The 10,585-nt window shown below is 68.7% G+C and carries 15 protein-coding genes; all 15 read right to left on the reverse strand.

The window, feature by feature from the left end; all coding sequences use genetic code 11:
• Positions 1–32 precede the first annotated feature (32 nt).
• Entirely contained in the window at positions 33–926 is an 894-nt protein-coding gene (locus QN345_RS10780; protein ID WP_134560289.1) for a prenyltransferase, read from the reverse strand.
• Positions 923–1,423, reverse strand: a complete 501-nt coding sequence (locus tag QN345_RS10785; RefSeq protein WP_322189657.1) for a lycopene cyclase domain-containing protein — start codon at positions 1,421–1,423, stop codon at positions 923–925. Before QN345_RS10785 ends, QN345_RS10780 begins: the two co-directional genes overlap by 4 nt.
• The gene (locus QN345_RS10790) at positions 1,420–1,944 is read right to left on the reverse strand and encodes a lycopene cyclase domain-containing protein (RefSeq protein WP_323508644.1); all 525 of its coding nucleotides are present in this window, start codon (positions 1,942–1,944) and stop codon (positions 1,420–1,422) included. The genes QN345_RS10785 and QN345_RS10790 overlap by 4 nt, the downstream gene beginning before the upstream one ends.
• A complete protein-coding gene (locus QN345_RS10795) occupies positions 1,945–2,703 on the reverse strand; it encodes a flagellar biosynthetic protein FliR (RefSeq protein WP_134448967.1) in 759 nt (252 codons plus the stop codon).
• Positions 2,703–2,978 carry a flagellar biosynthesis protein FliQ gene (gene fliQ, locus QN345_RS10800; protein WP_134448966.1) on the reverse strand — a complete coding sequence of 92 codons (276 nt, stop codon included), beginning with the start codon at positions 2,976–2,978 and terminating at the stop codon, positions 2,703–2,705. Before fliQ ends, QN345_RS10795 begins: the two co-directional genes overlap by 1 nt.
• Positions 2,978–3,778, reverse strand: coding sequence for a flagellar type III secretion system pore protein FliP (gene fliP / locus QN345_RS10805; RefSeq protein WP_322189830.1), 801 nt, complete (start codon positions 3,776–3,778; stop codon positions 2,978–2,980). Before fliP ends, fliQ begins: the two co-directional genes overlap by 1 nt.
• A gap of 98 nt (positions 3,779–3,876) precedes the next feature.
• Entirely contained in the window at positions 3,877–4,440 is a 564-nt protein-coding gene (gene fliO / locus QN345_RS10810) for a flagellar biosynthetic protein FliO (protein WP_134448965.1), read from the reverse strand.
• Positions 4,441–5,139 (reverse strand): flagellar motor switch protein FliN, encoded by a 699-nt coding sequence (fliN, locus tag QN345_RS10815; protein ID WP_134448964.1) that lies wholly within the window; start codon positions 5,137–5,139, stop codon positions 4,441–4,443.
• A complete protein-coding gene (locus tag QN345_RS10820) occupies positions 5,136–6,044 on the reverse strand; it encodes a flagellar motor switch protein FliM (RefSeq protein WP_241985086.1) in 909 nt (302 codons plus the stop codon). Before QN345_RS10820 ends, fliN begins: the two co-directional genes overlap by 4 nt.
• 115 nt (positions 6,045–6,159) lie before the next feature.
• Positions 6,160–7,092 (reverse strand): OmpA/MotB family protein, encoded by a 933-nt coding sequence (locus QN345_RS10825; protein WP_134560271.1) that lies wholly within the window; start codon positions 7,090–7,092, stop codon positions 6,160–6,162.
• Positions 7,089–7,901, reverse strand: coding sequence for a motility protein A (locus QN345_RS10830; protein ID WP_322135973.1), 813 nt, complete (start codon positions 7,899–7,901; stop codon positions 7,089–7,091). The genes QN345_RS10825 and QN345_RS10830 overlap by 4 nt, the downstream gene beginning before the upstream one ends.
• Entirely contained in the window at positions 7,901–8,206 is a 306-nt protein-coding gene (locus tag QN345_RS10835; RefSeq protein WP_134448961.1) for a flagellar FlbD family protein, read from the reverse strand. Before QN345_RS10835 ends, QN345_RS10830 begins: the two co-directional genes overlap by 1 nt.
• A gap of 157 nt (positions 8,207–8,363) precedes the next feature.
• The gene (locus tag QN345_RS10840; RefSeq protein WP_134448960.1) at positions 8,364–9,554 is read right to left on the reverse strand and encodes a flagellar hook protein FlgE; all 1,191 of its coding nucleotides are present in this window, start codon (positions 9,552–9,554) and stop codon (positions 8,364–8,366) included.
• A 73-nt stretch (positions 9,555–9,627) separates the two neighbouring features.
• The gene (locus tag QN345_RS10845; RefSeq protein ID WP_134448959.1) at positions 9,628–10,116 is read right to left on the reverse strand and encodes a flagellar hook assembly protein FlgD; all 489 of its coding nucleotides are present in this window, start codon (positions 10,114–10,116) and stop codon (positions 9,628–9,630) included.
• 83 nt (positions 10,117–10,199) lie between these two features.
• A partial coding sequence (locus tag QN345_RS10850; protein WP_323508645.1) for a hypothetical protein occupies positions 10,200–10,585 on the reverse strand: 386 nt, incomplete at its 5' end.

Genomic DNA, 10,585 nt, shown 5'->3' on the forward strand with positions numbered 1-10,585 from the left:
GGCCTCGCCGCATCCGCGCGTCGGCACCCGCCTCAGAGCAGCGAGGACACGATCAACAGCATGGTCACGCAGAACCCGGACACGAAGTTCAGCCAGAGGAAGCGCTTCCAGCCGGCATTGGCGGTCTCGGCGCGCGCGTCGCTCACCGACCGGAACGGCCACGCGGCCACAATGTACGGAACCGCGAGCACGGCGGCGAGAAGGCCGGGCCACCCGGTCGCGAGCATCAGCAGCCCGGCAGCAGCCCAGCAGCCGATCGCGAGCCGCACCGTCCGGCCGGCGCCGAGCGCGGTCGCGATCGAGGCGATCCCGCCCTCCCGGTCGGGCACGACGTCCTGCACGGCCCCGAAGGCGTGGCTGGCCATACCCCAGAGGAAGAACGCGGCGAGCAGGGCCACCAGGCCCGGTGTCCACTGCGCCCCGGCGACCGCGAGCCCGTAGACCGCCGGGCTGACGAAGTGCGTGCTCGACGTCACGGAGTCGACGACAGGGCGCTCCTTGAACCGCAGCCCGGGCACCGAGTACGCGGCAACGGCGAAGAGGCTCACCGCGAGCACGACCCACGACACCGGATGCCCTGTGCCGGCCAGCACGAGCATCGCGCCGAGCACGGGCACCGCCGTCACGATCCCGGACACCAGCACCGTGCGGTGCAGGGCAGGGTCGAGCATCGCGCCTTCGACGCCGCCCTTCCGCGGGTTGCGCAGGTCGGACTCGTAGTCGAACACGTCGTTGATGCCGTACATCAGCAGGTTGTACGGGATCAGGAAGAACAGTGTGCCGACCACGAGGAGCGCGTCGACGCGCCCGGTCGTCACGATGTAGCCGGCCGCGAACGGGTAGGCCGTGTTGATCCAGCTAAGGGGCCGCGAGGACAGCAGCACCTGCCGCGTCTTCCAGAGTGTCGTCGTACGGATGCTGCTCATCGGTTCCCCCCGCGCGTGGCCGATCGGCTGCTGGCGCTGTTGTCGTGATCCTGTGCGGGACCGTGATCCCGCCCCTGATCCCTTCCCTGACTGGATTCTCCCACGGTTCCGGTCCCGTCGACCGACCTGTCGACCGACCCGGCGACCGACCTGTCGACCGACCCGGGGCTGACCGGGGCGGCCCGTCCGCCCGGAGCCCGGCGCCCCGGCAGGAGCGTCCAGAGTGCGGGCAGCAGGAGGGCGGTGGCGAGCGGGTAGGCGAAATCCTCGACAGGGGCCAGGCCGAGGCGGAGGCCAGAGGTGTGGGCGGGGTCATAGGCGACGAGCCCGACGCCGATCATCACGTTGTCGAAGATCGCGCTCAGCACGAGCACAGCGAGCAATGCGCACCCGATCGCCGCGACCCTGCGCCGGGAAGGACGTCGCCGCAGTCCGGCAACGACCGCTGCGAGGGCCGCAGCGACGACGAAGACGAGGTCGAGCAGCAGGTAGGTCACGTGCGCCGCTTTCGACGTGCACCGCGTTCGAGAAGCAGCTCGGCCCCGCGCACGGCGTTCATGGTCAGATAGCAGAGGAAGGTGAGGAAGAAGAGCTCCTCGAGCGGGAGCTCCGGCGCGAGCTGGATGCCGGTCATCAGGTCCGTCTCGCCACGGTAGAAGATCCCCGCAGTGATGCCGCCCGCGTCCCAGGCCAGCAGGAAGGCCACGCCGATGGCGAGCACGACGGCGAACACGGTCGCGAGCATCGGGGTCAGGGTGCCGGCGAGCGAGGAGAACGCGTCGCCCATCAGCTGCTCGGCGAGTTCGGGGCTCGGATTCGCGACGATCGCGTGCAGTCCGTCGAGCTGGCTGGCGCCGGCCTGGGACCCGAGGCTGATCGTGACGGGGGCGAGGGCGGCGGCGGAGCCGATGCCGATCCACGCGGTGAGGTCCTGCGACTTGGAGAGCTGGCCCTTGGCGCGGACCTCCTTCATCCGCTTATCGGTGGCCTGCTCGGTCTTTTCGCCGGAGTCCGACATCTACTTCACCCCGAGCATGGTCGTGACGGCGGTGTCGGTGAGGGCGGACACGATGCGCGGAAGCGCGACGAAGGCGCTCGCGCCGAGGGTGAGGGTGATCAGGATCTTGAGCGGGAAGCCGAGGGCGAAGGCGTTGAGCGCGGGCGCGACCCGGGTGAGCAGGCCGAGGCCGGCATCCGCGAGGAAGAGCACGACGATGAGCGGTCCTGCGATCTGCACGGCGGAGAGCAGCAGCTGGCCGACGGCGTTCGTTGCGGCCTGGACCGGGGCGGCGAGGTCCATGCCCCCGCCGATCGGGATGGCCGTGAAGCTCCGGGTCAGGCCGCCGATGATGAGCTGGTAGCCGCCGGACGCGAAAAGGAGCGCGATGGCGGTCATCTGGTAGAGCCGGGTGAACATGGCGCCGTTGACCATCGCCTGCGGGTCGAAGCCCTGGGCGAGCTGGAATCCGCCGAATTGGTCGATCAGGTTGCCGGCCGACTGCACGGCGGAGAACACGATCAGCACGAGGAAGCCGAGCATGCCGCCGACGACGATTTCGAGCAGGAGCGCGAGGATGAAGCCGCCGGTGTCCGGGGACACGTAGCCGGGGGTGACGACGGGCGAAACGGCGAGGGCGAGCCCGAGGGAGAGCATGCCCTTGATCCGGAGCGGGAACGCGTTGTAGGAGAACGGCGGGGCGATCACGAGGAAGGCGATGAGGCGCACCCCGGCGAGCATGACGGCCTCGATCCAGGTGAAGTCGAGGGTGATGTTCATCAGCCGCCGCCGATGAGTGTCGGGATCTTGTCGAAGAGCGCGGTCGTGAAGGAGACGATCTCGGAGATCATCCAGTGCCCGCAGATGAGCAGGGCGAGGCAGACGGCGATCGCCTTGGGTACGAAGGAGAGCGTCACCTCCTGGATCTGCGTGATCGACTGCAACAGGGAGATGGCGAAACCGACGACGAGGGCGGTGATCAGGATCGGCGCGGAGAGTTTGCCCGCGACGATGATCGCCTGCATGCCGATGTCGAGGATGGCGTTGGTGTCCATCAGCCACCCCGGTAACTGGTGATGAGGGTCGTGATGATCAGTCCCCAGCCGTCGACGAGCACGAACAGCAGGATCTTGAACGGGAGCGAGATCATCACCGGCGGCAGCATCATCATGCCCATCGACATCAGGGCGGCGGAGACGACGATGTCGATGACGAGGAACGGGATGAAGATGACGAAGCCGATGATGAAGGCTGCCCGCAGCTCGGAGATCATGAACGCCGGGATCAGGGTGAGCAGGGACACCGCGTCGCGGCTGACCGGGTTGGCCTGGTCCGCGGCCCTGGTCATCAGGGCGAGGTCTTCCTCGCGGGTGTGCGCGAGCATGAAGGTGCGCAGTGGAGCAGAGCCGATCGTGACCGCGTCGTCGAAGGAGAGCGTGCCGTTCAGGTAGGGCTGCAGGGCGTGGTTGTTGATGTCGGTGAGCACGGGCGCCATGATGAACAGCGACAGGAACAGGGCGAGGCCCGCGAGCACCTGGTTCGGCGGGATCGACGGGAGCGCGAGGGCGTTCCTGGTCATCGCGAGCACCACGAAGATCTTGGTGAAGCTCGTCATCATGAGCAGGAGCGCCGGGGCGACCGAAAGCAGGGTGATGCCGATCAGGGTCACGATCGCCGAGGACGGTGAACCGTCCGGGCCGTTGATGTCGACCCTCAGGCCGGTGCCTGCCGCGGGCGTCGGGGTACTCGGCGCCACCGGGTCGACGGGGGCGACCGGGGCGATCGTCGCGGCGTGGCCTGCGCTCGTGGTGAGCAGCACGACGGCGAGGACGATGACGAGCACGAGCGCCGCCATCACGAGGAGCCTGGTGAAGCGCACCCGGTCAGCGCGGCGGAGTGCATCGGAGCGCGGGGCACGGAGCCCGGGCAGGCCGGGGCGCAGGGCGCGGGTGTTCACCGTCCCTGCCGGAGTGCCGCGGCAGTCTGCTGCCACGTCGCCGGCGAGAGGATCGATCCGGCCAGGCGGTTCGGCCGGGAGCTCGAGCCCGGTCCGGACTCGGCGCGCAGGGCTGACTCCGCGGTGCGGGTGCCCCGGTCGTGGCGGGGACGGAAGGTGAGCGGCGCGGGGAGCGCCTCGTCCTCGGCCGCAACGCTCGCGGCCGCCTCATACGCGCCCGTTGCGGTCGTCGCGGCGATCCCCGCGGAGCGTCTCGTGTCCGTGTCCGTGTCCGTGTCCGCCGCGTGCAGCGTGGTGGCGAAGCTCTCCGCCGGGCTCAGCGCGTCGTGCAGCACGGTGACCGACTGTTCCGTGACTCCGAGCACAAACCTGCGGCCTTCCACGTCGACGACGACGACGGATGCCTTCTGGCCGAGGCCCTGCCGGCCCACGACCGACACGAGGCTGGCCTTGGGGCCACGGCGGGTGCCCTTCTGCATGCGGCGCTGCAGGACCCAGAGGAGGCCGACGACGACGGCGAGGGACAGCGCGACGCGGAGGGCGACGAGGAGGGTGTCCACCTAACTCAGGCTCTCGGCGACATCGAGGATCTGGGTGATCCGCACGGCGTAGTCCTGGTCGACGACGACGATCTCGCCGTGGGCGATCAGGCGGCCATTCAGCAGGATGTCTGCGGGGGCTCCCGCGGAGCGGTCGAGCTCGATCACGGCGCCGGGTTCGAGGGCGAGCACGTCGCGCACGGACATCCGGGTGCGGCCGATCTCGACGGTCAGGGCCATTTCGACGCTGTTGATCCGGCCGAGCTTTCCGACGACGGACCGGTTTCCGGTGCGCGGGATCCCGGAGATGGCGCCGTTCTCGCGGAGGCGGATCGCAAACCAGGCGCTCACGACGCCCTCGCTCGCGAGCTCGAAGACGCTCGTGTCGGCATCCGCGAACAGGGACGTGACGTCTTCGAGGCGGGAGGCGCCGAGTACGCCGATGCCGAGGACCGTTGCGGCGCTGTCGAGGGCGGGGCGGAGCACGTCGAGGCTCGAGAAGGCGCCATTGCCCGCTGCGGCGTCGAGGGAGTGCGGGTCGGTGAGGACGATCGCGAGGTCGGCGCTCGTGACGCCGACGAAGGAGGCGACGACGCCGGCGCCGAGCCGGCCGGCGAGGGATTCGCCGGCGCACGGGGTCGCCTCCAGGCGGGTGGGCGTTGGCAGGACCGTGAGCAGGGCCTCGACGAGATTGCGGATGGCGGTCGTGGCAGGGCTCATGGGGACAGTTCCTCGGTGTCGGTGACGATGCAGGCCAGGCGGGAGCCGTTGGATCCGACGGCGGCCCTGGCCAGGGTGTGCCCGTCGACGACGAGGTCGAGCGGGCGGTGCCTGGAGTGCGGGACAGGCAGCAGGTCACCGACGGCGAGGCCGAGGATGACGCTCGGAAGCACCCGGATCGGGCTGAGCTGCAGGGACAGGTCGACGGGCACCCAGGCGAGCTGGGCGTTCAGCTTCTCCTGTTGTTCCTCGGCGGTGATGACCGGGATCGACTCCCCGAGTTGGGGAAGCAGGGTCTCGGCGGGCAACGCGAGGGTGGCGGTCGAAGTCGTCTCGCCGACCCGCATCGAGAACGTCGCGACGATGACGAGATCGCTCGTCGCCGCGGCCTGGGCGAACTGCGAGTTGTACTGGATGCCGCCGAACGAGATCGGCAGGACGAGGAGCGTCCCGAGGGAGTAGCGCAGGTCCTCGAGGGCGTCCTCCATCAGGCGACGCACGAGGGCGAGTTCGATCTGGGTGAAGGTGCGCTCGGGAAGTGGAGGGACCTCGCTGCCACCGAGCATGTGGCTCACCCAGGACAGGGCCGCCGCGGTCGGGAACTGGATGACGGCCTTGGCCGCGAGGCTGCCTACCGGGCAGAGCACCATCGCGGTCGACGACGGCAGCGAGCTCGCGTATTCGTCGTAGCTGCGCATCAGGACGTGCTCGCAGGTGACCTGGGACATCACGCGAACCTTCGCGGTCAGCTGGGTGCCCCACTGGCGCGCGAAGGTCTCGAAGGCGAGCTCGAGGACACGCGAGTGCTCGCGCGCGAGGGTCGTCGGACGTCGGAAGTCGTACACCTCGACCGTGCGCTCGGGCGCTGCGGGCACGCCAATGCTCTTGTGTTCCTGGACCGTCACGACTGCAACTATCGGCCGGTGAATCCGACCGGTAAGCAGTCCGCAGGGAATTCGTTCGAAATCCCGGGCGGGCTGCCCGCGGGGCGACCGCGGGATGCCTGACGGTGTCCGCTGCTTAGGGGGCGCCCGCCTGCCCGGCGAGGATCGAGGGGATCAGCGCGCGGACGGCATCCGGTTCGCTCGAAAGCAGGACAACGTCGACGCGGCGATTCTGGGCCATCGCGTCGAGGGTGTCCGCGGTCGTGACCGAACGGGTCGAACCGTAGCCGATCGCGGAGATCCGCTCCCCCGCGACACCGCCGACCTCGACGAACCTGCGCAGGACGCTCGTCGCCCTGGCCGAGGAGAGTTCCCAGTCGGTCGCATAATTCACGGTGACGCCGTGCCGGTCGGCGTGGCCTTCGACGGTGACCTCACGTTTGTCGCCGGCGAGGATCGGCGACATGGCGTCGATGACGGCCGTCGCCTTCGGGCTCAGGGTGGCGAGGTTGGGAGCGAAGAAGGCATCCGTTCCGACGAGCCCGATGGTCAGCCCTCGGGCGTCGATCGTGAACTGCACGATCGAGTCGATGCCCTGCGCGGTGACGGCTGCCTTCAGTGCCGCCTGCACCGAGGAGAGGTCGGCGATTTCCTGGGTCGCGATCTGGAGGTCGGTGAGGGCGGGAGTCGGTGCCGGGGTCGCTGTTGGCGATGGTGTCGCCGAGGCTGTCGCGGCCGACGTCGAGGTTGCGCCCGCCGTCCCGAGGTCCTTCGCGGCCGGGTCGCTGGCGTTGGCGTTCGCGGCCGACACGACGACCCCGGTGGCCGTGTCGATCTTGCCGACGTCGACGGCCCCGAAGCCTGTCGCGAGGGAATTCTTGAGCTGAAAGAACTTTTGCGAATCAACGGAGGACATCGCGAACAGCACGATGAACATGCACATCAGCACGGTGACCATGTCCATGTACGACGCCATCCAGCGCTCGTCGACGTGCTCGACGTGCTCCTCCTCGAGGCCGCGACCTCGACCTCGCCCGCGTCCTCCGCCGTGCCCGCCGCCGGCACTCATGCTGCCTCAGACAGCGGCTTGTCCGCCTTGTCCGCCTTGGCGGCCTTTGCGGCCTTCTTGGCCGGCGCGTTCGGCACCATGGCCCGGAGGCGTTCGCCGAGGAGCCGCGGCTGGCTGCCGGCCTGGACGGCGAGAGCGCCTTCCATCAGGAGGGTCATCCGTTCGACCTCGAGGTCGGAGAGCCGCTTGAGGCGGTTCCCGATCGGAAGCCAGATGAAGTTCGCCGAGACGAGCCCCCACAACGTCGCGACGAATGCGGCGGCGATCATCGGCCCGAGGGTCGAGGGAGTGTCGAGGTTCTCGAGGACGTGGGTGAGGGAGATGACGGTGCCGATGATGCCGACAGTCGGGGCGTAGCCGCCGAGGGTCACGAAGAACTTCGAGGCGTTCCGGCTGAGCTTCGTCGCGGTCGAAAGCTCGTCCTCGAGCAGGATCCGCAGTTCGTCTCCGTCGGTGCCGTCCGCGATGTTCTGCAGCGCCGTGCGCAGGAACGGGTCGTCGATCGCGTCGGCCTCCTGCTCGAGCGCGAGGAGACCTGCGCTGCGGGCCTTCTCGGCGAGCACGACGATCTGGTCGATCACGTCCTGGGGTGGGGTGGTCTTGCCCTTGAACGCGCTGGGAAGCGCTTTGAATGCGTTGAGGGCGTCACTGATGGTTCCGCCGGCGATACCGACCGCGATCGTGGCACCGAAGACGAGGATCATCGGAGCAGGCAACAGGATGGAGGCGATCGAGGATCCCTCGATCGTGATCATGGCGACCATGGAGCCGAAGGCGAGGGCGATCCCGATCAGGGTTGCCGGATCCATCAGAGCCTCCGCGGGCGCTGCCCGCTGCCCGGTTCGAGCTCGTCTTCGATCGCGTGCGGTCCCGTCGGAACCTCGAGCGACCGGGCGCCGGACCGGTAGTCGCGGTCGTCGGTGAGGGAGGCGAGCGAGATCACATGGGCCCGGAATCGGGCGATCTTCTCGATGATCTCGTCGAGGGTCTCGATGACGATGAACTTCGCCCCGTCGACCATGACGAGGGTCGTGTCGGGGCTGGCGTGAATGCGTTCGATCAGGTCGGGGTTGATCGCAAATTGGCTGTCATTCAGCCGTGTCACAACGATCATGGGGCCCGTCCCTGGCTCACGACGGCCACACCGGCCGTCAGGCACCACTGTCGGTCGCTCCGCGCCGAAGGTTAGCTCGGGGTGTGGGCGGGCAGGCGGATGCCGCCGGCCGGGCCCGCGAAGGACCCGGCGCCGGTCGCGCCTGCGTCTGCCGGGACTACCGCTTGAGGTTCGTCAGCTCGGTCAGGACCTCGTCGGAGGTCGTGATGATGCGGGCGTTGGCCTGGAAGCCGCGCTGGGCGACAATGAGGTTCGTGAACTCCTGGGAGAGGTCGACGTTCGACATCTCGAGGGAACCGCTCGTGAGGGTGCCCATTCCGGCGGATCCGGCGGCACCGAGGACAGCGGTGCCCGAGTTCGTGGTCGACCGGTACTCGGACGATCCGGCCTTCTCGAGGCCACCGGGGTTGGTGAAGGTCGCGAGGGCGATCCGGCCGATCGACTGCTGCTTGCCGTTGCTGAACAGCCCGGTAAGGGTGCCGTCCTTGCCGAGGGTGAACGACGTGAGCGAACCTGCGGCGTGGCCGTCGGTGCTCGCGGCAGTCAACGAACTGAGGTTGGCGGCGCCCGTGATCGTGCCCAGGTCGACGGCGACAGTGACACCGTTGACGGTGACCGGCAGGCTGTTCGCAGTCGAGGTCAGTGACCCATCCGCGAAGGTGAGCATCGTGCTGCTCGTCGAGTTGGGAGAAGTGACGGTCCACTTGGCCGGGGCCGCTGCGCTGTACGTGAAGTTGAGTGAGACCTGACTCGCGGCGCCGGTCTTGTCATAGGCCGTGAATTCCCGGCTCAGGGTTGTACCGTCAGCCGCATCCGAAGGCAGGTTTCCGGTCACTGTGGCCGTTGCCGAAGCCAATGGCGGCTGAATTGTGGTGAGTGGCAGGGTGATGGTGCCCAGCGCTCCGCCCTGGTTGACCGTGCCCTTCGCGTCGGCGTTCCAACCCTGCACGAGCGCGCCGGACGGTGACACGAGGCGGCCCTGCGCGTCGAAGTCGAAGGCGCCCGCGCGGCTGAAGAGGGTTTCGCCGGCGAGCTGGGTCACGAAGAAACCGTCGCCGGAGATCATCATGTCGGTTGCGCGACCGGTCGACTGGGTGGAGCCCTGGGCGAAGTTGGTGGAGATGCCGGCGACCTGCACGCCGAGGCCGACCTGGGCCGGGTTGGTGCCGCCGACAACGGTCTGCGGGGAGCCCGCGCCGTGGGTCAGCTGGGACAGGGTGTCCTGGAACTGCGCCGAGGAAGACTTGAACGCCGTCGTGTTGACGTTGGCGATGTTGTTCGCGGTGACATCCAGCATGGTCTGGTGCGCGCGAAGGCCGGAGATTCCGGAATACAGGGAACGAAGCATGGGATGCTGCCTTTCGAAACGGTATGGGTGGAAAGCGTGTGGTGGAGTACGGCCGGGCGGGACGCGCCAGGCGTCAGGTCGTGGTGGTCGCGACGACCGGAGTGGTCGTGGTCGCCGGGGTCGTGACCCCGGAAATCGCGTCGAGCTTGACGCTCACTCCCCCGACCGTGACCTGCGGCACCGATCCGGCGTAGGACACGGCGGAGGCGACTCCCGTGACCGAGGTGCCGGCGGCATCCGTGTATGTCACGTTCTGCCCGACCAGGGAGGCGGCCGCGATGCGCATCTGGAGCGAGAAGCTCTCGTCGGAGGTCGTCGACAGGGCCGTGAGCTTCTCCATCATGGAGAGCTGCGTCGTCTGGCTGATCATCTGGTTGGAGTCCATCGGCGAACTCGGGTCCTGGTTCTTCAGCTGCGTGACGAGGAGCTTCATGAAGGCCTCGGAGTCGAGGCTCTGGCTCGGCGTGCGCGTGGTGGTCGACGCGCTGTACACGCCGGCGGTCGCGGTCGCGGCTCCCGTTGCTCCGGCTGCCGATGCGGCCACGATGGCTTCGATCGTCATGGGTTCTCTCTTCTCGTGCTTCTCGTGGTTCTTGTGGTCGTGTTCTGGAACAGGTTCTGGGCGGTCATCCGTTGGGCCGTCATTCAGGCCAGCACATCGACGGAGGGGCGGTAGCCGAGGGGTTCGTCCCGGAACGGCGGTCGGACCGCCGTGCCGGACTCCCGGGCGTCGCCCGGTTGGTCGGGTGCCCGCACGGATCCGGGATCCGGACTGGTCCTGGCCTCCTGCCGGCCGGGAGCGCCGAAGGTACCGGAGCCCGCAGCGCGGGAATCGTCGGGCTGGGAGTTCCCGGACAGGTCGAGCCGCGTGTCCGTGCCGCCCTGGGCGAGGTCGCGCCGCAGCTCCGGCAGGATCGCGCGCAGGGCATCCCGCCCGAGATCGGTCGGGGCGAACAGTTCCACCCGAATCGCACTGCCGCCGATGTGCGCCCGCACGATCACGGGACCCAGATTGTCGGGGTTCACGGTGA

It is taken from the genome of Cryobacterium sp. 10I1 (assembly GCF_035019805.1).
Lineage (GTDB): Bacteria > Actinomycetota > Actinomycetes > Actinomycetales > Microbacteriaceae > Cryobacterium > Cryobacterium glucosi.

Excerpts from the sequence above, each read along its gene's own strand:
- QN345_RS10780 (WP_134560289.1), bottom strand. The coding sequence starts at position 926 with ATGAGCAGCATCCGTACGACGACACTCTGGAAGACGCGGCAGGTGCTG.
- QN345_RS10790 (WP_323508644.1), bottom strand. The coding sequence starts at position 1,944 with ATGTCGGACTCCGGCGAAAAGACCGAGCAGGCCACCGATAAGCGGATG.
- QN345_RS10795 (WP_134448967.1), bottom strand. The coding sequence starts at position 2,703 with ATGAACATCACCCTCGACTTCACCTGGATCGAGGCCGTCATGCTCGCC.
- fliQ (WP_134448966.1), bottom strand. The coding sequence starts at position 2,978 with ATGGACACCAACGCCATCCTCGACATCGGCATGCAGGCGATCATCGTC.
- fliP (WP_322189830.1), bottom strand. The coding sequence starts at position 3,778 with ATGGCGGCGCTCGTGCTCGTCATCGTCCTCGCCGTCGTGCTGCTCACC.
- fliN (WP_134448964.1), bottom strand. The coding sequence starts at position 5,139 with ATGAGCCCTGCCACGACCGCCATCCGCAATCTCGTCGAGGCCCTGCTC.
- QN345_RS10825 (WP_134560271.1), bottom strand. The coding sequence starts at position 7,092 with ATGAGTGCCGGCGGCGGGCACGGCGGAGGACGCGGGCGAGGTCGAGGT.
- QN345_RS10830 (WP_322135973.1), bottom strand. The coding sequence starts at position 7,901 with ATGGATCCGGCAACCCTGATCGGGATCGCCCTCGCCTTCGGCTCCATG.
- QN345_RS10835 (WP_134448961.1), bottom strand. The coding sequence starts at position 8,206 with ATGATCGTTGTGACACGGCTGAATGACAGCCAATTTGCGATCAACCCC.
- QN345_RS10840 (WP_134448960.1), bottom strand. The coding sequence starts at position 9,554 with ATGCTTCGTTCCCTGTATTCCGGAATCTCCGGCCTTCGCGCGCACCAG.
- QN345_RS10845 (WP_134448959.1), bottom strand. The coding sequence starts at position 10,116 with ATGACGATCGAAGCCATCGTGGCCGCATCGGCAGCCGGAGCAACGGGA.